The organism is Vibrio sp. V31_P5A7T61, assembly GCF_009904895.1.
Classification (GTDB): Bacteria; Pseudomonadota; Gammaproteobacteria; order Enterobacterales; family Vibrionaceae; genus Vibrio; species Vibrio metschnikovii.
Window position 1 is genome coordinate 69,243 of record NZ_WXWI01000036.1, and the last position, 21,922, is coordinate 91,164.

15 protein-coding genes and 5 tRNA genes are annotated in these 21,922 nt (G+C 44.4%); 7 read left to right on the forward strand and 13 right to left on the reverse strand.

Annotated features, from left to right (window positions below; all coding sequences use genetic code 11):
- Positions 1–34 precede the first annotated feature (34 nt).
- Entirely contained in the window at positions 35–1,390 is a 1,356-nt protein-coding gene (gorA, locus tag CAG58_RS09500) for a glutathione-disulfide reductase (RefSeq protein ID WP_004397503.1), read from the forward strand.
- A 73-nt stretch (positions 1,391–1,463) separates the two neighbouring features.
- Here gorA and CAG58_RS09505 read toward each other — a convergent pair whose 3' ends face one another.
- On the reverse strand, positions 1,464–2,228 hold the full coding sequence (locus CAG58_RS09505; RefSeq protein ID WP_161425009.1) for a substrate-binding periplasmic protein: 765 nt from the start codon (positions 2,226–2,228) through the stop codon (positions 1,464–1,466).
- A 205-nt stretch (positions 2,229–2,433) separates the two neighbouring features.
- Here CAG58_RS09505 and CAG58_RS09510 point away from each other — a divergent pair, with 205 nt between their 5' ends.
- The 4 genes from CAG58_RS09510 to CAG58_RS09525 are packed head-to-tail and all read left to right on the forward strand — an operon-like array spanning position 2,434 to position 6,930.
- On the forward strand, positions 2,434–3,771 hold the full coding sequence (locus tag CAG58_RS09510) for a serine/threonine protein kinase (protein ID WP_154169613.1): 1,338 nt from the start codon (positions 2,434–2,436) through the stop codon (positions 3,769–3,771).
- Positions 3,762–4,820 (forward strand): hypothetical protein, encoded by a 1,059-nt coding sequence (locus CAG58_RS09515; protein ID WP_161425010.1) that lies wholly within the window; start codon positions 3,762–3,764, stop codon positions 4,818–4,820. Before CAG58_RS09510 ends, CAG58_RS09515 begins: the two co-directional genes overlap by 10 nt.
- Positions 4,817–5,380, forward strand: coding sequence for an ECF-type sigma factor (locus CAG58_RS09520; protein WP_161425011.1), 564 nt, complete (start codon positions 4,817–4,819; stop codon positions 5,378–5,380). The genes CAG58_RS09515 and CAG58_RS09520 overlap by 4 nt, the downstream gene beginning before the upstream one ends.
- The gene (locus tag CAG58_RS09525) at positions 5,380–6,930 is read left to right on the forward strand and encodes a hypothetical protein (RefSeq protein ID WP_161425012.1); all 1,551 of its coding nucleotides are present in this window, start codon (positions 5,380–5,382) and stop codon (positions 6,928–6,930) included. Before CAG58_RS09520 ends, CAG58_RS09525 begins: the two co-directional genes overlap by 1 nt.
- Before the next feature lie 5 nt (positions 6,931–6,935).
- On the opposite strand, the gene CAG58_RS09530 is transcribed toward CAG58_RS09525, so the two are convergent.
- Entirely contained in the window at positions 6,936–7,805 is an 870-nt protein-coding gene (locus CAG58_RS09530) for a hypothetical protein (RefSeq protein ID WP_161425013.1), read from the reverse strand.
- A gap of 308 nt (positions 7,806–8,113) precedes the next feature.
- Between CAG58_RS09530 and CAG58_RS09535 the strand changes: the two genes are divergently transcribed.
- The gene (locus tag CAG58_RS09535) at positions 8,114–10,447 is read left to right on the forward strand and encodes an Ig domain-containing protein (RefSeq protein WP_161429648.1); all 2,334 of its coding nucleotides are present in this window, start codon (positions 8,114–8,116) and stop codon (positions 10,445–10,447) included.
- A 52-nt stretch (positions 10,448–10,499) separates the two neighbouring features.
- Here CAG58_RS09535 and CAG58_RS09540 read toward each other — a convergent pair whose 3' ends face one another.
- The 11 genes from CAG58_RS09540 to rep all read right to left on the reverse strand — a co-directional run bounded on the left by CAG58_RS09540 (position 10,500) and on the right by rep (position 20,302).
- Positions 10,500–11,405, reverse strand: a complete 906-nt coding sequence (locus CAG58_RS09540; RefSeq protein WP_161426543.1) for an SPOR domain-containing protein — start codon at positions 11,403–11,405, stop codon at positions 10,500–10,502.
- A 173-nt stretch (positions 11,406–11,578) separates the two neighbouring features.
- A complete protein-coding gene (locus CAG58_RS09545; RefSeq protein WP_161426544.1) occupies positions 11,579–12,517 on the reverse strand; it encodes an ABC transporter permease in 939 nt (312 codons plus the stop codon).
- Between the two features lie 2 nt (positions 12,518–12,519).
- A complete protein-coding gene (locus CAG58_RS09550; protein WP_154169629.1) occupies positions 12,520–13,497 on the reverse strand; it encodes an ABC transporter permease in 978 nt (325 codons plus the stop codon).
- 149 nt (positions 13,498–13,646) lie between these two features.
- Positions 13,647–15,203 (reverse strand): ABC transporter substrate-binding protein, encoded by a 1,557-nt coding sequence (locus CAG58_RS09555; RefSeq protein WP_161426545.1) that lies wholly within the window; start codon positions 15,201–15,203, stop codon positions 13,647–13,649.
- A gap of 100 nt (positions 15,204–15,303) precedes the next feature.
- On the reverse strand, positions 15,304–17,019 hold the full coding sequence (locus tag CAG58_RS09560) for a dipeptide ABC transporter ATP-binding protein (protein WP_161426546.1): 1,716 nt from the start codon (positions 17,017–17,019) through the stop codon (positions 15,304–15,306).
- Between the two features lie 293 nt (positions 17,020–17,312).
- Positions 17,313–17,389: transfer RNA gene (locus tag CAG58_RS09565), tRNA-Pro, on the reverse strand.
- A gap of 120 nt (positions 17,390–17,509) precedes the next feature.
- Positions 17,510–17,585 (reverse strand) — tRNA-His (locus CAG58_RS09570).
- A gap of 71 nt (positions 17,586–17,656) precedes the next feature.
- Positions 17,657–17,733: transfer RNA gene (locus CAG58_RS09575), tRNA-Pro, on the reverse strand.
- 148 nt (positions 17,734–17,881) lie between these two features.
- Positions 17,882–17,957 (reverse strand) — tRNA-His (locus CAG58_RS09580).
- A gap of 40 nt (positions 17,958–17,997) precedes the next feature.
- Positions 17,998–18,074 (reverse strand) — tRNA-Arg (locus tag CAG58_RS09585).
- Between the two features lie 209 nt (positions 18,075–18,283).
- Positions 18,284–20,302, reverse strand: a complete 2,019-nt coding sequence (gene rep / locus CAG58_RS09590) for a DNA helicase Rep (protein ID WP_161426547.1) — start codon at positions 20,300–20,302, stop codon at positions 18,284–18,286.
- 507 nt (positions 20,303–20,809) lie between these two features.
- On the opposite strand from rep, the gene CAG58_RS09595 reads away from it, so the two are divergent.
- Entirely contained in the window at positions 20,810–21,916 is a 1,107-nt protein-coding gene (locus CAG58_RS09595) for an efflux RND transporter periplasmic adaptor subunit (RefSeq protein WP_040905713.1), read from the forward strand.
- Positions 21,917–21,922 lie beyond the last annotated feature (6 nt).

Sequence of the window (21,922 nt, forward strand, 5' to 3'; positions counted from 1 at the left end):
TAATAAAGCACTGAAAAGAATAACGGAGAAAGGAATGACAACACATTTTGATTATATCTGTATTGGCGGCGGCAGCGGTGGCATCGCCTCGGCGAACCGTGCGGCAATGTATGGCGCAAAAGTCGCGTTGATTGAAGCAAAAGATCTCGGTGGCACTTGTGTGAATGTCGGTTGTGTGCCGAAAAAAGTCATGTGGCATGGCGCTCAAATTGCCGAAGCAATGCAGCTTTACGCGAAAGACTACGGCTTTGATGTCAAGGTTAATGGTCTAGATTGGTCAAAACTGATTGAAAGCCGCCAAGCCTATATTGGTCGTATTCATCAATCTTACGATCGCGTGCTCGGTAATAACAAAGTGCATGTTATTCGTGGTTTTGCCCGTTTTATTGATGCCAAAACCATCGAAGTCGAAGGTCAGCAATATACTGCCGATCATATTTTGATTGCCGTGGGTGGCCGACCAACCATTCCAAACATTCCTGGCGCAGAATACGGTATTGATTCCAACGGTTTCTTTGAGTTAACCGAGCAACCGAAACGCGTAGCCGTGGTCGGCGCTGGTTATATTGCGGTTGAGATAGCTGGGGTACTGCATGCCCTTGGCACAGAGACCCACTTGTTTGTACGCAAAGAATCGCCACTGCGCAGCTTTGATCCGATGATCATCGATACTTTAACCGAAGTAATGAAAACGGAAGGGCCAACGCTGCACACCCATAGCGTGCCAAAACAAGTAATTAAAGAGGCCGATGGCAGCCTGACACTGCATCTTGAAAATGGCCAAAGCTGCAATGTCGATACCCTTATCTGGGCGATTGGCCGTCATCCCGCGACTGATGCGATTAATCTTGCTGCCACTGGCGTAGCGACTAATGAGCAAGGCTACATTAAAGTCGATCAATACCAAAATACCAATGTTGAAGGCATTTACTGTGTCGGCGATATTATGGAAGGTGGTATTGAGTTGACCCCCGTGGCCGTCAAAGCGGGTCGTCAGTTGTCTGAGCGTTTGTTCAACAACAAACCTGAAGCGAAAATGGATTATGACTTAGTGCCTACCGTGGTCTTTAGTCACCCACCGATTGGCACCATTGGCTTAACCGAACCTGATGCGATCGCTAAGTATGGCGCCGATCAGGTCAAAGTCTATACATCGAGCTTTACTGCTATGTATACCGCAGTCACCTCTCATCGCCAGCCATGCAAAATGAAATTAGTCTGCGCGGGCCCAGAAGAAACCGTGGTCGGTTTACATGGTATTGGCTTTACGGTGGATGAAATGATTCAAGGTTTTGCGGTTGCAATGAAGATGGGCGCGACCAAAGCTGACTTTGATTCGGTAGTGGCTATTCACCCAACGGGCAGTGAAGAATTTGTTACCATGCGGTAACGTCTTCCCCTAATAAAACTGCGAGCTCACGTTTTGGCTCGCAGTTTTTGTTTATACGCTTATCTTAACGTAATCACTCTTGTTGAATCGGCGCTTCTAAACCATAAGACTCAAATATCCGGGTGATTTCCCCAGAACGGCGCATTTCAGTCAATGCCGCCTCTAATTGATTAATGTATTGGTAGTTTGCTGAGCGTTTAGGCACACTGAAAAAGCGTCCATTGAGCGAAACATCCGTATAACTGATTTTTCTCAGTTCGGGATCACTTTCAAATACGTCAAGTCCATGCTGCTCCGAAGTGATAGCCAAATCAAATCGTCCCGCCTTGAGCATATTAATAATTTGATCGCCACTAGTGACAAAAATGGTCCGTAGCCGATCGGTATTTTGATTAAATTGCAAACTATAAAAACTGCCATTTAATGCACCAACCACATACCCTTTACTGACGATTTCATCAAAATCTTTAGCATCGATATCAGAGTTTTTACGGGTAAAGTAAAAGACCTCTCTTTGACCATAACCCATGAGTAGTGGATGTAAATAGACCTCACGCTCCTCATCCATGGAGTGTAAGGGGATTAAGTCAACACCGCCTTGTGGTGCAACACCAATGGTTCTCGCCCAAGGCACTTGCGTCCACTGAACTTGATGGCCTAATTTACCAATGACTTGAGTGATCACATCCCCACCCGGTCCTTTACACTGACCATTTTCAAAATAAAGATAGGGGATTCGGTCTCGACAATGGCCTTGCCACGTCACATTAGCCCACAGTGGTGCAGAAAAAAACAAACTTAACCAGCTGATAATTAATAATTTAATACCTTTACCCATGCTAACGCCTCCAGTTAGTAATAGCGCATGCCCCATAACAGAGCGGCTACCAATGAGCAAAGTATAGACAGTGATTACGGCTATTGCTGAATGGAATGACGCCGATAAGGGCACTCTTCATTAAGTCACTGCAATATGATGTATTTCTTTATGTAACTAAGTTGGTTAAACTAATTCAAATTCATAATAATAAAAACCAAACTTCGTGCCCGACCCAGCCTCCATTACTCAGTGCTTTTATGATTACCTCGATCTATCAGAATCGGATCAAAATCAGTGGCTTGAATCATTACAACGGCAGAATTCCGCTCTCTATCAACAATTAGTGACTTTGTTGGCTTCAAAAACAACGTCGACCTTTTCTTTGAGCCAACTATTAACTGATCATGCCCAGACTTGGTCTAGCTCAAGACAAGACTATTCCAATTTGCGCATCGATAAATATCAGTTAACCGAGGAGATTGGTCGAGGTGGCGTGGGCGTTGTCTATGCCGCCCATCGAGCGGATGATTCTTTCGAACAACAGTTGGCGATTAAATTTATTCAACCGACCATGAACCAAGTATTGGGTTCTCGAATGTTATTTAACGAGGCGCAGTTACTGGCTAAACTGAATCATCCTGCTATCGCTAAGGTATTTGATGGCGGCATTTATAATGATCAGGTTTATATGGTGATGGAGCGCATTGATGGCCTAGCGTTCAACGCTCACCTCCAACATTATCAGCTTAACCTGCACCAGCGATTACAATTATTTAGTCAGTTATGTCGTGCCATTGAGCATGCGCATGATCATCATATCCTGCATGCCGATCTTAAACCCGAAAATATTCTCGTCACCGAACAGCATCAATTAAAACTAATTGATTTTAACCTCACGCAAAAATTGCGTGAGGGCCATGGTGATAAACCACAATTTGAATTTAAAGCTTACAGTGCCGACTATGCCAGCCCTGAACAAAAACGGGGCGATTATTTAACTCAACAAAGTGACGTGTATTCATTAGGCAAAGTGCTGGCGAGCATAATTCCTGTGGGGTCACTGACTGCAACTTTAACCCTGATCATAAACCAAGCGACAGCAGAGCATACTACCGAAAGATATCAAACTGTTGGCGAGCTGCGACAAGACATTGATGCGCTGCTTGCACATCGTCCGATTAAACAACAGTCTGAGCAACCGTGGCACGTACTAAGTTGCTTTATTCGACGTCGCCCCATGCTTAGTGCACTCAGTTTACTTCTCGTTTGCTTGGTGATGATGTTCACTTATACGCTGATCGAAAAAAACCGACAATTACAGCAAGAACAACAAATCACAGAAAAGATATTGTTGCAATTAACCACCCTGATGCATCACGCACAGTACGCACAGGGAGAGTCACTCACTCTCGAAGGAATGCTAGATATGACTCGGCGATCACTACTGTCTAGCCAAGAGATACCACAACACATTAAACAAAAACTACTGGCAGCCTTAGTGGCTCCGAACGTACCTAAACAAAAACTCATACTCAATTGCTCTGATAACCAATGTCAATGATCATCACTATCCTCTGCTCGCGGCTTAAATTTACTCAATTTTTGATGGGCTTATTGTGCTTGGTAAGCCTATCTTGCTTAGCTAGTGGTACTCAAAATGGTACAGCTACGGTTCAAGATGTCGCAGAGGTTATTTTTCATCCTCAAGGTCAGCGATTAATCAATACCATGATTCAAAAACGCGACTGGCATGGCAGAGTCTGTTTGCATGATCTGGATCGTCAATTTCACCCAGACTACCAACCTCCCATTGGCCGTATTATCTTTTCGATTGACAACGATGGCGTCACTGAATACCCCTCGCCCGGCGACTATTTTCAAAATTGTCATCTCGATATCAAGGGGGCTATTACCTCGCAATCAACCGAGCCTTTGCAACCTTTTGTTGATCGCCAAGGGCTACTTGGCTGTGCCCTTACCGGTTGCACTAACAATGATTTAAGTGGCTTTTATGTCGAAGATCACGACGATGAAGGAGACTGGAAATATCGTACCATTGCTCTGAGTTTTCACCCTGAGAGCCAGTTATTGATCGAAAAAGTACAAGGCTTAGGCCCAAATCAGCATATTAGTCATCATAATTTAGGGCAAACTTTAGCCTTCACTTACCCACAACAGAAAGGTGACCGAATCAACCTATCGGGTATTTGGCGACAAACCTTCTATCAACAAAATGGTATCGAATATCGTTGTCTGCTTATCTCACCGAATGCGATTAAGCTCGGCCCACAGCATCAACCAAACTGCCCAGCGCAGATCAACGACTATCGCGAAGATATCTCCGCTCAGTTTCCTGCCATGTGGTGGCGTAATAATCCAGAGCCTTATGTCCAGCTTGCCCAGCTCAACACCAGCGTCACTTGGTATGATGCGGAACAAGGTAGACAGATTGTCAGTTGGGAGTATCTGCCTGCTGGAGAGCGCTGGGATCAAGGAATTTTGTATCGCTTACAACAGCAAAAAATTCGAGCCCAAGATGGCAGTGAAACCTTACAACTACTTCACGCCAGCGAGTTCACCAAACAACACCATGAGATAAAAACTAAATGAATCACTTTACCCAGATCTTACACCAGTGGCAGCAAGGGGATAAAGAGGCCGAAGCGCAGTTATATCAGTTGGCCTATCAACAACTTCGCCGTTTAGCCGAACAAGAACGGCGTAAAAACATCGCTAAATATGGTCAAGATAATCCGGTATTAAGTGAGGAGTTATACAATACCACCGTACTGGTTCATGAAGCCTACATCAAATTAGCGCAAGCCGATTTACAACAGATTCGCCATCAACGTGAATTTTTACTGCTCGCCGCTAAAGTCATGGGGCAAATATTGATTGATCATGCCAGAACAGTGCAAGCTCAGAAGCGCCAGGCGACAGTATCGCTCCCTACCCCAACAGAAGCGAATGTTGAACAGCTGATTTTGCTCGATCAAACCTTAGATAGCTTTACGGTTCGCTACCCAAGGCAATCTAACGCGTTAAAGTTAAAATATTTTCTTGGCTTAAAAATCAACGAAATAAGTCAACTGTTGGAGTGCAGCACCAGCTTAATCGAAAAAGATCTTAAATTTGCTCAATCGTGGTTACAACTGCGGATGCATCAATAATGAGATACCTAGTTGGATTGATTGGCCTTGGTTGTTTAACTCTTATCTACTGGCAATGGTCAAGTCAACCATCCGCTGCCGAATCTACCACACTTGTCAGTCAAAAAATTGAACCATCAACAATGGCCGTAACGCTGGGTTTATCACCGCGCTCACGCCAAGAAGAGATGATTGAACTTCAACTAAGCCATGAGCTCAACATGGTGATTAATCTGGATCCTAAGCAACCAGTCTTGGAGGCAACGCCATCAGAGAGCGTTACGCAGCCAGTTAACGATGAGAATCTGACGATTGAAGAATTTCATTCACTAACAGATCGCCAGAGAAGAGATATTACCAAGACGGCCCCAGACACGACCAAAAATCGTCCTCCTCATATTAACCAAACCTACTATGAGCAGCTTCAGCAACAGATCGCTGGTTGGGTATTACCACACGGCAGCGCGATCCATTATTCCGTTGCTATTGAACCTTTATTTATTGATCCAGATGGCGATTTACTTAGCTATCGGGTTGAACTTAATAGTCGCGCACTACAAGTACGTAGTTTAACACCCTTAACCCTGACAGGTATCGCTGACAGTCAAGAAAGCGAGCTAAGGCTCAGTATCTCAGCTAATGATAATCAACATGGATTAGAGTCTGAAAATTGGGTGACGGCACATTTTTCGTTGCCTGCAATCAAACCACAGCCACCGCTAAGCGATATGTTAATCGATCAACCCTTATATCGAATTAATACCACTAGAACCCTTGGCAGCCAGCGTTACCCATTTCATGTTTTACAGTGTGAGTTATTCGAACTCAAAGAAGGTAACGTCTGGTACGCGGCAGCTAACCATCGACGACGCTGCCCGCAGCTAGATGAGATGAGAATCGTGGCCACCTATCAGCAGCAAGATGAACAAATTCACTTACACTTTCCAGCCGGAAAAACCGCCAGTTGGCAGCTGCGTCATCATTATCCCTCTCATTTTTATTCCGATTTGATGATTTATCACATTACCAGTAACGAAAATGGCCAAGAGATGGCGTTCAGTTTATTTGATCAACGAGTTGGCGCAGAATCACGCTTGAACGTAGATACCGGTGAATATCAGTATCAAAGCTTAAATTTCGATTATCTGATGCTCAATGCCCAGCAAGAGTTTTATCCCATCGGCCTATTTAACTATATTTTTGACGTACGCCACATCCAACCAAATTACTACCAACCTGCAGATTCAGATCTGAATGTTTTCCATCCAACTCATAGTCTGTTTTGTCGAGATATCGAGCCTTATTGGGCCTATTCGAGCTTAATTGGTTCTAGCCACTATCAAATCCCCTTAATTAGTGAAAGTGGTGATCGCGCTGGCAACTATCCTCCTTTATGTGGTGAATATGCACGAACCAAAACCCGTATCGCCGTCTATTTAGACCATGAGTTTTTAGCTCAAGATGTGCCGGTTGCGGGTGAAATTTATACCTATTTACTTTATCCGCGTCCTGAATACGCGCACTTATTGGAGAAATTTGCGATTAATCTGATTTACCATTCACCTAAGTAAGTCACCTAAAATCGCCATAATGCCTGTAGACCAAGGCTAAATGTCACGGTATCCGCCTCAGGAACTAAAGCGTTGGCGGATCGTGGTTGATATTCACTGCAATAGCCTTGTTCCATGGTCAGACAATGATTCAACTCAACTCGCTTATTTTGGGAAGCAAAGCGCTTTTCATAGCTAAACAGCATAAAGCCACCCACATTCAGTCCCGGCATAATTTGATAACTCAGTGAGCCCTCAAGCCCAGTGCGAAAACCAAAGCTATCAAAACTCAGATCGGCAAACTGTGAATTGGTGGTTCGATTCCATAGAGGTAGGCCGAACATTAGCTTACCTTTCCACTGCCACCCTTCAGCACCACTGAGATAACCAGAGTCATAGCCAAGCCCAGCATCAAGATAAACTTGAGTCATGGTTTCCTTCCAAGTACCCAGATTTTGTAAATGGCCTTGTCCTAAATAAGTGTTGGCGGCATAACGGGTGTAAGTCTGATAAGTAAATGAAGGTCCAGCCACTATCCGCCAATGATCTTGCCATTTATAGTGCAGTTGTACATGGGTTGCCGTTTTAAAATATTCGGTCTGATTATCTTGCAAGCGCTGGCCTTGCCACTGCCACTGCTCTTGTGCATTGCGAGGAGAAAATGTACCCAAAGCATCAATTGAAAAATCCCAATTCGTATTGATGCGATATAAACCACCGCTATTGAGCACCGGATTAAGCATAGTGACTGAAGATTGAGTCGCGCTATGTTGCTCTTGGTAATGAACATTCTCAACCCCCAATGTGAAATATGAATAACCATATTCTGCTGTATTAGCGGCCAAACAAGAAAATGAGCAAAATACACAGCTAGCGATGGTGAGAGATTGTCTCATGTTCCACTCCTTATGATGAGAGGCGCAGATACTACCCATTTGGCGCTAAATGCCAACGCTCGACAAACAAAAAAAATAAAATAAATTTTACGGATTTTCCGCTGATTTCCGTTCCTTGATATTGATATCAAAAGCCAGTAAAACCACGCCTATTACTAGGGTCTGTTTATCTTTCGAGCTGATTTTTGCAGCAGTTTGTGGCTTCTTTATACAAGACTGCGGCTTTAAATAGCAAAAGGATAAACCTTAACTATAGGCTTAATAGTTAAGGTGTTCGGTGCAATAAATTTGCAAGGAAATTCAACATAATGAACAAAATTAGTTTACTAACTCTGTCAGTAGCAATCGCATTGAGCGGCTGTGGTTCCGATAGCGCGGATAATAGCGAGCAGCCACCCATTGCAGCGGGGGTGTTAATCACCGCCCTTGATGGTCACTTTTATCAAGCGGTGATCTTTGACGATGCGAATAAAAACGGTAAATTCGATAATAATGAGCATGTATTGGGCTTAACTAACCAAAGTGGTCAATTGGAATTACCGGCTGACTATCAACTCAAAGGTCACTTAGCAGTACAAACCTTGACCCCTGGTGGAGCGGTGCAGCGCCGTTTGGCGAGCCAAAATGCCGCTTATGCCGGTAAATACACCATTGATATGGACCATCCCGCTCAAGCCATGGCTCATGAAGTGGTATTGCGCGCCCCTACCCTTGAGGCACAGCAGCAGGTGATTTCGCCAATCACCGATTTGATTGTGCTAGCAATGGAAAACGATCCGACCAGCGACCTCACTCAAGCGAAACAAACCGTTGCTAACACTTTAGGGCTGGATAACCAAGCTGAACTATTAAGCGATTTTACCAAAACAAATCCTAAACTACATAAAAAAGCCCAGATCCTCACTGACTCGAAAGCCGCTAACCCAGAAAGTTATGGCCAAAATGCGGCGCAGTTTGCCGAACAAGCAGCAGAACTCGTCGGTAACATGGGCGACACAGAGATCAAGGATGTCAATCAACGTCCAGTGATTATCAATGATAATAAGAATGAGAATACCGAGAGTGGTTTCATCCCTAGCGTAGTCACCAACCATAAACTGCAGGTGAGCAAAGAGGTTAAGGGTAAACTTGAGGCCGATTTTGCCAAGCTAAATCTCAAACAAGGCGACACCTTTGCTGACCAAGCGTTTTCTATCGCGGACTTATTTAGCGATAAAGACCAACCTACTGTTGAGATTACATTAGAGCATAATTTAGAGGCTTCAGGACTGAGCGCAAAAATTGACCATCAGCAATTGGTTGTCAGCTCAAATGGCTCTGAGCTCAAGGCGCAAGATAATCTTTATTTGATCTTAGTCGCCACCGATAAAGACAACGGAGGCTTCAAACATGGTGAAGTACGGGTACAACTAAACTTAAAAGTGACCGCGCTTAATCAAGCCCCCGTTATTAACCAGGCTGAAAAAGAGAGATTACAGCAACAGATCGATGCTTGGTATCTCCAACAAGGGGAAGCGTTTGATCAATCGATTAATATCAGCGCGCTATTTAACGATACCTATGGCCAAGTCGTTAGCTATTGGGGCGGTGAGGTACAAGTTGCAGGATTAACCATCGCTGATGTTGATAGCCCAATGATCACACTCAGTGGCACCCCAAGCCAAGCTTCTCCAGCTGGAAAAACCTTTACCGTTAAGGTCAAAGATGACCAAGGGGCAGAAAGCTCGACAACCTTTATTCTACCAGAGGTAAAAGAAGGGATTGCCCCGCCATCACTCAAGCATCCTTTAGAAGCCACCACTTGGTATCGTCTTGAACACGGACGTGGTACGGCAACAACTAAACTACCGTATGATAGGATTTGGTGCGATACGCTGCATTTTGAAAACGGCAAAATATCGGGTAACTACCGCACTATGGACAACTTAACCCAGTGTGGCAATCTCGACAATCGTTCTTGGTATAACGGCACCTATCAAGTTCAAGGCGAGAAATTGATAGCCTCTTTCGGTCAAGAAAAAGCCACACTAACGATTACAGACGCTGATGATATCGCCCCAGGCGCAAAAACTTTAACTTGGTCATCTGAAGAAGGAACCGAGCGTTACACATTGTTTCATCGTAAGTCAGACGCTGAAGCGCGAATTCAAATAAAATCGAATGACGGCCCAGAAAAGCGCTTTTTTCCTATGATGTTACCGACACAACAAAAAGGCGTAGAAGCGTTAGGTAGGGTCTCTTTATCGTTACGGAAAAATACCAATCCTGACGATAGAAATGCGATGGATGCGAACTTAATTTTAGAGTTCCCAGACCAAAATTTCACTTGCCAGAATGCAGAAGAGTTTTATAAGTACTTTATCATTCACGGACCACAGCTAGTCACTGAAACCACCGATTATAATACAGGCGAAATTTATAAGTCTTACGGTGTTTATTCGGGTAACGAATGGGGTACCTCACTTGAGTGCTATCGAAATACAGAAAATCACATTGTGCACGCAGCGATTGATTTCGACCTACCGGAATTAAGCAAAGGCGGCATTTATAGCTTTATCGGTAAGGTAAAAGACCATCAAGGGCAATATATTGAAGCCATTAAGTTCAATGTCACCTGGACAGGGACAGGCGATAACGAGTAATTATTAGCCTCGAAAAATATCAAGCCCCGCGATACGGGGCTTTTTCACTGACTCACCGACTCACCGACTTTACACACAATACATTCAGCTTCGAATTACCTTGCAGTTGAGTCACTTTACCGCTGGCAAATAAACCTTTACGGCCTTCTCCCCAATAGGGAATGTACAATGGCCACTGATCTCGCTCGGCAATTTGACTGGTTAATAGCTGCTGCCACTCTTGCTGATTCACCAAACGCATCGTTTGTTGCTGACAGAGCGTTCTTGCTTCGTCATAACTGAGTCGATTCCATGGCTGGTTGTGCTCCATATAAAACGACTTATTTGTCGCAAAGCTATAGGGAACGACATAAGTCGTGCCATTAATCGTCGCTTGATGACGGATCTCAACATCTTCAGAAACACTTACAGGCCGAGCAGAGCGTAGCGGTTGAATTGCCGCTACACCACTTTCTGCCACTTTTCGTTCCGCCTGTTTTGCCGGACTGTCCGTGGTTGGAGTAGTTACCGTTGAGGAAGGCGGTGCTGATGGGCGAATTTCTCGAATAAACGCATCACGATAAGCGGCAAGGTTATTAACCAGCATCAACTCACTGCGTGCTTGGGTAAAACTATCGTAGGGGCCGATCAAACAGCGTGTGGCTCGCCCTTCTGGCTTCATCCATACATGGGTTGAAATCTGTTGATAGATAAGCTTCGCTTGTTCAAGCGATAAGGGTTTATCAAGTAGACCACATTGAATCCAGAACTGAGATTGACTTGAACGTGGCTGACTATTGCCCCATAACCCATCACCGATCGGGCAATGACTGGCCAGAACCGGTAACTGTTCGCTAGAGGCTTGCGTCGCTTCGCAAAGTACCTCTTGCGCAAATAATGGGCCGTTGAAGAATAAAGCTCCGCCCAATAGTAGGTAAACGAGCCCTCGTGGTGCAGTGTTGATTGTGCTGATTCTCATATCTATCGTTATCCCAACTTTAGTGACAACCGTGATTTGATTCGCTACTAACTCAATGACCTAAAAACCACTGCGAAAATCACGCCAACCTCTATGTCTAGAAAAAGAGAGTCGTCTTCAATGACGACTCTCAGTGTAAGTGGCATATCGATATAAAATCAATCAGCTAGACCTTAACCTTTATAAATTTTAGGATTAAAGACATCACGCAGCCAATCTCCTAGTAAGTTAATCACCAAAACTAAGCTGATCAAAATGATGCCGGGGAATACGGTTATCCACCACGCGCCAGAGAAAATATACTTAAATCCGGTACTAATTAACGCTCCTAAAGACGGTTGATCAACGGGCAATCCTAGACCAAGAAACGACAACGCTGCTTCAGACATGATCGCATTGGCAATTTGAACTGTTGAAATGACTAAGATTGGTGATAAACAGTTAGGCAAAATATGGCGAAACATAATCCGTAACGACTTGAACCCCATCACGCGCGCCGCTTCAACGTACTCTTTTTGCTTTTCAGCTAACACGGATGCGCGAATGGTTCGAGCATACTGAGGCCATTCCGCAATACCGATGATCACCACCAGCATGATCACCGCATATTGGCTATAAAACTCGCCGCCAAAACTGGCTTTAAAAATCGCCGAAACAATGATGGCTACCATCATGGTCGAAAAAGAGAGTTGAATGTCGGCAAAACGCATTAAAAAACTGTCGATACGCCCACCAAAATAGCCCGCAGAAAGGCCAATAATGATCCCCAAGATAAGCTGTAACCCAACGGCGAGAAAGCCTATCGTCAGCGATAAGCGCGAGCCATACAAAATGGTTGAGAGAATATCTCGTCCTTGCCCATCGGTACCCAATACAAATTGCCCATCACCGCCCTCAATCCACATAGGAGGCAGCTCAGAATCCATAATGTCGATACTGGCGAGATCGTAAGGATTACTCGGCGCGATCACAGGCGCTAACAAGGCTAACAGTAAAAAAACACTAAATAGCGCAAAGCTGACCATCGCCACTTTATCGCGTAAAAAATAATACAAAAAATCCGACTGTTTAAAACGCTGCCAAGCGGAGGGCATGGTTGTTATTGCCGTCATGATTAGGCTCCTTTTCCGGTGAGATTCACCGTCGGATTAATTAATCCATACAGTAAGTCAACGATCGTATTGGTGACGACAAAAATTAACCCAACAAAAATTACGTAGGCCGTGATCAGCGGTGTATCGACACGATTAATCGCTTCCAAAAAGAGCAATCCAGTCCCCGGCCACTGAAAGACCGTTTCGGTCAAAATGGTATAAGCCACCATAGTACCAATTTGCACGCCGCCTACCGTCAACACCGGTAATAGGGTGTTTTTTAAAGCATGTTGAAAATAGATTTTATTCATCGCTAAGCCTTTGGCTTTAGCGAACTTAATGTATTCAGAGTTTAAAACTTCTAACATCTCTGCTCGGACTAAACGAATAAACAGAGGTAGCATAATCGAAGACAAAGCGACACTTGGTAACACTAAATGACTTAACCCATTGAGGTTAAATAATCCCGACTGCCAGCCGAAAACGTTGGTGGTTTGACCGCGGCCATAAGAAGGCAGCCAACCCAGTTCAATCGAAAACACATACATCAACATAATGGCGGTCAAAAAGACTGGGATCGAAATACCAATGCTGCTGCCTGCCATAATAAGTTTCGAAAACAGCCGTTTAGGGTGGATAGCCGAATAGACGCCTAATGGAATCGATAAGGTAATGATGATCACGGTCGCGGCAAAAACTAGCTCAAGAGTCGCAACCAGTTTATCTAAAATCACCTCAGCCGCTGGACGTTTAAAAAAGTAGGAAGTCCCTAAATCACCTTTGATCGCCGCGCCCAAGAAACGACTATATTTGACTAAAAATGGGTCATTAAGCCCCAACTCATCACGCATCGCTTGACGCTGTGCTTCTGACACCGATTGCCCAACCAGTTCACGCAACGGATCGCCTAAATTATCTTGAATGGCAAACGCCACCAAGCTAATCACAAACATGACGATCAGTGCCTGATATAGACGTTTGATCAAAAAAGAAAACATTCCCTGCCCCTTACACTATCCATAACTCTTGTCGGGTTGATGACCACATCAACCACAATAAAACGACCGCTTTAAAGAAGAAAAAAGGTTGCCGTCTGAGAGGGCAACCTTTCCTCAACTTCAAACATTTCAGAAAGGTTATCTAAACGCTACTTGTTAACCACCAAATCGCCAAAGTAAGGGAAGTCCATACCATTGATGATCGGCGCTAACTCTAGGTTTTTCTTCGCCGCCCAAGAAGGATCTTGCCAATGCAATGGTACGAATGCCGCTTCGTTGTATAAGATCTCTTCTACCTTTTTCAACATCTCACTGCGTTTGGCTAAATCAGTCTCAACGTTAGACGCATTGACCAAAGCATCCACTTCTGGATTAGAGTAGTGACCACAGTTGTATTGCCCTTTACCCGTTTGCTCATTACGCGTCATGGTCAAAAACTCGGTAAAGTTAGCTGAATCTTCTGTATCTGGGTGCCAACCAATCAGCAACATATCCGCCGCACATTTATCAAATTCTGGCCAATATTGCGCTTTAGGCATGGTTTTCAAATCAACTTTAATATTGATACGAGCAAGCATTGCAGAAGCGGCTTGAGCAATTTTATCGTCATTAACATAGCGGTTATTCGGCGAAATCATCGACAAATTAAAGCCTTGTTCATAACCAGCGTCTTTCATCAATTGTCTGGCTTTTTCAAGATCAAAACGCGGTTTGAGATTCTCGTTATAACCGGCATAACCGACTGGGCTTTGCTGACCTGCAGCTGTCGCGGCACCACGCATAACACGATCGACAATCCCTTGATTATTAATCGCATAGACAATCGCTTGACGAACACGTACATCACGTAGGGCTTCATGACTATTTTGGTTTAATTGAAAGGTGATCACGCGTGTACCCGGCATGGTGTACAGCTCAACATCACGCGCATTACGAATGCGCTGGTAATCATTAGGCGAGACAGGTGCAATCATATCAACACCACCAGATAATAATGCCGCCACACGGGTTGCATCTTCTTTGATTGGCACGAGAGTCAGTTTCTCAACGTTACCTTTGCTGGCTGTATCCCAGTAATCCGCAAAGCGAGCAAACTCCATACGAATACCCTGCTCACGGTGAGTAATAATGAAAGGGCCGGTGCCCGAAGCATTTAAAGAAGCAAAGGAAGATCCGTGTTTGACAATTTCCGCTTTATCTTTGCCATCAGCGGTCTTACCAGAGTAGAACTGGCTGTCCATCGGGAAAATATAGGTCGCAACGTTTTCGATCAGGGGATAAACACCATTAGTTTTGATATCCACCGTGTAATCATCCACTTTGTTGATCGATGCTAGCGGTTCAAAAATACCTTTAAAATCGGCGGACTCTTTCAAGCGATTGAACGTCCATATCACATCATCGGCAGTGAAAGGATTACCAGAGTGAAACTTGACGCCTTCGCGTAAATGAAAGCGCATGGTTTCATCATCCAAACGCTGCCAAGATTTCGCTAAACGAGCTTCAAATTGCATGTCTTGAGTGAAACGAATCAGCGGGTCAAATACCATGTGCGATAACTGAAGTGTACCGCCAGAGAGCTGCTCATGAGGATCCATCGACACGGGGTCTGAATCGTAAGCGATTTTGATTTGTGCAGCGTTGAGCGAAAAACTCAGTCCAGCAGCAATTAAGGCTAGGGCTAGCTTGCTTTTAATGATTTTCATTGCATAACTCCTTATGCGGGAATCGATATCCCTATGGGTTGTTTTGGTTATTGGGTACAACGTCGATGACCTATCGTCAACCTTTAACGCTCATCGCGCATTAAGCCGAGACTCGTTGTTCTCTTAAGCCTGTGAATTCCGGCATTAACGAGATCAATTGTTGACTGTATTCATGTTGTGGATGGGTAAACAATTGCTCTGTTGGGGCAACTTCCAATAAGGTCCCCATCTTCATCACCCCGACTCGGTCACACATTTGGCGAATAACCGGCAAATCATGACTGATGAATAACATGGTTAAATTGAGCTCTTGCTGTAAGTCTTTTAATAAATTCAAGATTTGTGCTTGCACAGAAACATCCAAGGCAGAAGTCGGTTCATCACAAATCAATAGACGAGGACGAGTCGCGAGAGCTCGAGCAATCGAAATACGTTGACGCTGACCACCAGAAAACTCATGAGGATACTTAACGCCAGCCATTCGGCCCAAGCCAACATACTCTAAAAGATCGTGCACGATTTGCCGCGTTTGCGATTCATTGTCGGTCAAATGGTGGAAGCGAATTGGTTCAGCAATAATGTCCATCACCTTCATGCGAGGATTCATTGACGTATACGGATTTTGAAACACCATTTGCATTTGACGGCGGATAGGACGACGCTGTTTTTCCGATTTGAAAGCGGTAAGATCGATTCCCTCAAACGTCACTCGACCTTCATTAGGTTGATATAAGCCCGCGATCACTCGCGCGATGGTTGATTTACCCGATCCCGACTCACCGACCAGTCCAAACGTTTCCCCTTCATGGACTTGGAAACTGACATTGTTCGATGCTTGAACATATTCACGACGACTGGCAAACAATGAGTCTTTGGTTACAAAGCGCAAGTTAACCTGCTCAACATTCAATAGTGGGCCAGTATAGGCACGCTGATCTTGGCTTTGTCCTAACCAATGGGTTTTGATATCCAGTGGCGCCAGTTCACTGGCTTGCTCGATGTAGCTAACCAGCGGAAATCGGTCTAATTTGATGTCCGAACGCGGGACGGCAGAGATCAAACTACGTGTGTAAGGATGATCAGGGTCGCCAAGCACTTTCGCCGTCGGGCCAAATTCGACGAGATCACCGCGATACATAACCGCAACACGGTCGGTAACATTCGAAACAACGCCCATATCGTGGGTCACCAGCATACAGCCAACATTATTTTTCTTACACAAATCACGAATCAAACTCAAGATCTGATCTTGAATAGACACGTCTAGCGCAGTGGTTGGCTCATCGGCAATGATCAGGTCCGGCTCTCCGGCCAAGGCGATAGCGATAACCACTCTTTGACGCATACCACCTGAAAATTGATGAGGATACTGCTTAAGACGATTTTCAGGCTGCGGAATACCTACTTGATTCATCAACGCTAATGCGCGTTGGTAAGCCTGTTCATTACTCACCTTCATATTGGCATGAATGGTTTCCGTTAACTGCTGTTCAACGGTGAATAATGGATTTAAAGACGTCATCGGATCTTGAAAAATAAAGCCGATTTTTGAACCACGCACTTGGCGCATTTTTTCTATTGATAGGCCAGAAATTTTCTCGCCATTTAAAAACACCTCACCACCAGCAACGGTGCCAGGAGGACTCAATAGATCAATAATTGCATTACCGACGGTCGATTTGCCAGCCCCCGATTCACCGACGACACCGACAATTTCACCGCGCTGAATATCCAGTGTGAGTGATTTTACCGCAACATGAACCCCATGACGTGAGGGATATTCTATGCGTAAGTTATTAACTTCTAAAAGTGACATGCAAACCAGACCTCAACCGCTATGGCGTAATTATCCGTGTCTGAGACTGACTGATTCAGACCATAAAATGGCTGATTATTCAGTCAGTACCAATCAATCCTTTTGACCAGTCCATTGTTCTGGTTATTTACAAGTTGAACAATTTGGCAAAATTTTCACATAAAAGCAACAAGCAAACTCGAAAAGATAAATTTATCGCTGAGTTATCGAAAAGCTCAACTCAGCGCTGACTCACCACTTATCTCTACCATGATCACAAAAAGCCCCAGTCTTTCGACTAGGGCTTCTTATAGTGGTCGGTGAAGAGGGATTCGAACCCCCGACCCTCTGGTCCCAAACCAGATGCGCTACCAAGCTGCGCTATTCACCGAAACAATTTTTTGCTTTAAGAACAACTACCGAGGGTCGCCCTTTAGTCCGCTGCTCATAAAATCGGGATACGCTACCAAGTTGCGCTGCTCACCGATATCTTTTTATACTGCTTAAATAATGGGGTGACTAACGAGGCTCGAACTCGCGACAACCGGAATCACAATCCGGGGCTCTACCAACTGAGCTATAGCCACCATCAATCTTTGTAATAGCTAATTAATTATAGCTATTTGTCAGTTAAGCTAATTGCTTAACTTATTGAAAATGGTCGGTGAAGAGGGATTCGAACCCCCGACCCTCTGGTCCCAAACCAGATGCGCTACCAAGCTGCGCTATTCACCGAAACAATTTTTACTTTAAGAATAACTACCGAGGGTCGCCCTCTGGTCCACTATTCCTAAACTCGGGATGCGCTACTAAACTGCGCTGCTCACCGATATAATTTTTTATCTCGAAAAATCAAGAATGGAAGCCATTGCTACCAAAATAATGGGGTGACTAACGAGGCTCGAACTCGCGACAACCGGAATCACAATCCGGGGCTCTACCAACTGAGCTATAGCCACCACTGATGTTGCCAATACACACCCTAATCAACCAACCGGATGGCGCGCCCGAAAGGATTCGAACCTTCGACCTTTGGCTCCGGAGGCCAACGCTCTATCCAGCTGAGCTACGGGCGCATGCCCTATCGGCGGAGTGGAATAATACGGATATCCCCTGAGGGCGTCTAGTACTTTTTCAACTTTTTTTCTTGTTTGGCGTCTTTTTCAACAAACCTTGCCGATAAAAGCCAATTTTACCGCTAACTCTTGCCTCTAAAGCGCGTTATCAGTGATAGACAATACGCCATCACCCAAAATAATCCGTTAATGGCTAAAGTCGATATTGGCTATTTTTTAGTAAACATGGCTTTTAAATTAGCGATATGTGCTTGGCCTTTATTCATTCGCTCTTCTTGAGAAAGCACTTTTTTCTTCGTTTCCCATTCAACATCGTCGTAAGGTAATTCATCCAAAAAGCGACTTTGGGTCGGTTTAATCAGTTCACCAAACTGACGGCGTTCTTTACAAACGGTAAACGTTAATTCTCGCTGCGCTCGTGTAATGCCAACGTACATCAAACGACGCTCCTCTTCGACATTCTCTTCATCAATACTGGTTTGATGGGGCAAAATGCCTTCTTCAGCGCCTATCAGATAAACGTAAGGAAACTCCAATCCTTTCGAGGCATGCAACGTCATTAGCTGAACAGCATCACTATCGTCATCTTGCTCGCCACGCTCCATTATGTCACGTAGGGTCAAGCGTTGAACCACTTCTTTAAGCGTTTTCTCTTCTTGATCATAATTGTCACCCTCTAAATCAGCAACAATCCACGCATAAAGCTCGGAAACATTTTTCATACGCATTTCCGCCGCTTTCGCGCTTGAAGATGTCTCATACAACCAATCTTCGTAGTGAATATCACGCACCAGCGAGCGTAAGGCTTCGACAGTATTGCCACGTTCCGCATTATCGGTGATTTCAACTAACCACTGCGTAAAACGTCGTACATTATCCAGGCCTCGCCCCGCTAAATGTTGTTCCAATCCCAGTTCAAAACTCGCCGCAAACAGACTTTTACCTCGCATGTTGGCGTAACTACCTAGTTTTTCTAAGGTCGCAGGCCCTATTTCTCGCTTAGGAGTATTCACGATCCGTAAAAAGGCATTATCGTCATCCGGATTCACCAAAACTCGCAAATAAGCCATGATGTCTTTAATTTCTGCCCGAGCAAAAAATGACGTTCCCCCAGATAACTTATAAGGCACTCGGTTCTGCATCAGTGACTTTTCAATCAGACGCGACTGATGATTACCCCGATATAAAATCGCGTAATCACGGTATTCGGTACGATTAAGAAATTTATGGGCGATCAGCTCTGCAGTGACTCGCTCAGCTTCATGATCTTCATTATTAGCAATAATGACTTTGAGTTTTTCTCCATCAGGAATATCGGAAAACAGTACTTTTTCATACACATGAGGATTGTTAGCTATCAAAATGTTCGCGGCACGTAAAATTCGACTGGTTGAACGATAGTTCTGCTCTAATTTAATCAATTTTAAATGACTAAAATCTTGACCTAGCTGGACCAAATTTTGTGGTCGAGCGCCTCGCCAAGAGTAGATCGATTGATCATCATCACCCACGACAGTTAAACGCCCACGCTCACCGACCAATAGTTTAACTAATTCATACTGACTGGTGTTGGTGTCTTGATATTCATCAACGAGTAAATATCGGATACGACTTTGCCAGCGCGTTCTCACCTCTTGATGATCACGCAAGAGCCGAACGGGTAGTGAGATCAAATCGTCGAAGTCTAAGGCGTTATACGCTTGCATCTGCTTCTGATAACACTCATAACAAAAAGCAAAAAGTTGTTGCTGCTCACCCTTTGCGATGGCTTTGGCTTGTTGCGGCGATACCATGTCATTCTTCCAATTAGAAATGGTACTTAATAGCTGACGCAACAAATCTTTATCGCCCTCTAGCTGAGATTCCGTAAGCTCTTTCAATAATGCTAATTGATCTTGATCGTCGAATAATGAGAAACCGGGTTTTAACCCTAACGCTTTGTACTCTCTTCGAATAATAGTTAAACCAAGGGTATGAAACGTTGATACGATGAGACCACGCGACTCCGCTTTACCTAATGTTTGACCAACGCGATCTTTCATTTCTCGAGCGGCTTTATTAGTAAAGGTCACCGCTGCAATATTACGTGCCTTATATCCACACTGCTGAACTAAATAGGCAATTTTATTGGTAATCACGCGGGTTTTTCCCGACCCAGCTCCCGCGAGGACGAGACAAGGACCCGATACATACTTTACCGCTTCATCTTGTCGTGAGTTCAGCTTCATCTTCTTCTCTGTGTGGATTATTCAAGACGCTAATCATAATGCCGCTGATGGCTCAATACTATGTTGAACTCAAAAAACCGTCGCAAAGTAAAATTTTTTCTCATTTACTGCACAACTGTATTGCAAACATGGTTAGGTTGTAGGCTATAATGTGACCTCAGTTCATCAGATATGATGGCAAGCTTATTATTCAGTCAGAAGAAAAATATGAATGCCAAACCATAACAACTGATTGCAAATAAAATGAATTGAGCAAAAAATAGCTATTGGACTCTCTCTTTACTGGTAATCATCGGTACAACCACCTACGTTTTATAAACGTTGCTACCGGTTTATTTAGCTATTGAGCATGAGGTGTATCCAGCGCACTTAGTCCCAAACTCAAGAAAACCTAACCCCTATCATCGATTGTGATAGGGAAACATTTCAACCATGTGGCACATTTCAAGTCGTTATCGAGCCGATTGAGATACCGTCATTCAACATTAACTTGGAGTTCTCACCAGAATGAAAAAGTGGACATTATTTATGTTACTTATCGTGGTGCTGCTATTTGGTAGCGTGATAGGTTTCAATCTGTTTAAACAGCAAAAAATCGCTGAATTTATGGCCAACCGACCTGAAGCAGAATTTCCGGTAACGGTCACTGAGGTCAATGCCGTTGATTGGGTACCCGTGATTGAAGCCATTGGTTTTATTGAGCCGAATCAAGGCGTCACTCTAACGACAGAAACCAGTGGCGTGATTGATCGCATCTTGTTTGAATCAGGCGCTCAAGTAGAAGAAGATCAACCATTGGTAATGCTTGACTCTGCCGTCGAACAAGCCAATTTAAAGAGCTCAAAAGCTCGACTCCCTGCCGCAAAAGCCAAATATGAGCGCTATAAAGGTTTGTTCAGTAAAGGGTCAATATCTAAAGAAGCTCTTGATGACGCAGAAGCCAGTTACTACTCGCTCGCTGCCGATATCGAAAGCTTAAAAGCCGCTATCGCTCGCCGCGAAATTAAGGCCCCTTTTGCTGGCGTGGTAGGTATTCGTAATGTCAATCTCGGTCAATATTTACAACCCGGCACTGACATCGTACGCCTAGAAGACACCACCGTCATGCGTCTACGTTTTACCGTGCCACAAACTGATATTTCCCGCATTTTCATCGGACAAAATGTTGATATTTTTGTCGACGCTTATCCTGACGATTCGTTTAAAGGCTCGATCACGGCGATTGAACCTGCCGTTAGCGTGCAAAGTGGTTTGATTCAAGTTCAAGCGGATATCCCTAATAGCGATGGTAAATTACGCAGTGGTATGTTTGCTCGCTCGCACATCATCTTACCAACACTAGAGAATCAGGTGACTCTGCCTCAAACCGCCATCACCTTTACACTCTATGGCGATAGTGTATTTGTGTTGACTAAAGATAAAGGTGAACAGCGTGTCGAACAAAGAGTCATCAAAGTTGGTGAACGTACTCGTGACATTGCTCATATCCTCGAAGGCATAAATCCTGGGGATGTCGTCGTCACTACAGGGCAAGTTCGTTTAAGCAATGGCGTGAAAGTACGTATCGTAGAAAGCGATGCGACGACTCCACCAGCCAAAACACCGATGCTGTAACCGGAG

Excerpts from the sequence above, each read along its gene's own strand:
- CAG58_RS09555 (WP_161426545.1), bottom strand. The coding sequence starts at position 15,203 with ATGAAAATCATTAAAAGCAAGCTAGCCCTAGCCTTAATTGCTGCTGGA.
- CAG58_RS09545 (WP_161426544.1), bottom strand. The coding sequence starts at position 12,517 with ATGACGGCAATAACAACCATGCCCTCCGCTTGGCAGCGTTTTAAACAG.
- rep (WP_161426547.1), bottom strand. The coding sequence starts at position 20,302 with ATGAAGCTGAACTCACGACAAGATGAAGCGGTAAAGTATGTATCGGGT.
- CAG58_RS09535 (WP_161429648.1), top strand. The coding sequence starts at position 8,114 with ATGAACAAAATTAGTTTACTAACTCTGTCAGTAGCAATCGCATTGAGC.
- CAG58_RS09525 (WP_161425012.1), top strand. The coding sequence starts at position 5,380 with ATGAGATACCTAGTTGGATTGATTGGCCTTGGTTGTTTAACTCTTATC.
- CAG58_RS09595 (WP_040905713.1), top strand. The coding sequence starts at position 20,810 with ATGAAAAAGTGGACATTATTTATGTTACTTATCGTGGTGCTGCTATTT.
- gorA (WP_004397503.1), top strand. The coding sequence starts at position 35 with ATGACAACACATTTTGATTATATCTGTATTGGCGGCGGCAGCGGTGGC.
- CAG58_RS09550 (WP_154169629.1), bottom strand. The coding sequence starts at position 13,497 with ATGTTTTCTTTTTTGATCAAACGTCTATATCAGGCACTGATCGTCATG.
- CAG58_RS09540 (WP_161426543.1), bottom strand. The coding sequence starts at position 11,405 with ATGAGAATCAGCACAATCAACACTGCACCACGAGGGCTCGTTTACCTA.
- CAG58_RS09505 (WP_161425009.1), bottom strand. The coding sequence starts at position 2,228 with ATGGGTAAAGGTATTAAATTATTAATTATCAGCTGGTTAAGTTTGTTT.
- CAG58_RS09530 (WP_161425013.1), bottom strand. The coding sequence starts at position 7,805 with ATGAGACAATCTCTCACCATCGCTAGCTGTGTATTTTGCTCATTTTCT.
- CAG58_RS09560 (WP_161426546.1), bottom strand. The coding sequence starts at position 17,019 with ATGTCACTTTTAGAAGTTAATAACTTACGCATAGAATATCCCTCACGT.
- CAG58_RS09520 (WP_161425011.1), top strand. The coding sequence starts at position 4,817 with ATGAATCACTTTACCCAGATCTTACACCAGTGGCAGCAAGGGGATAAA.
- CAG58_RS09515 (WP_161425010.1), top strand. The coding sequence starts at position 3,762 with ATGTCAATGATCATCACTATCCTCTGCTCGCGGCTTAAATTTACTCAA.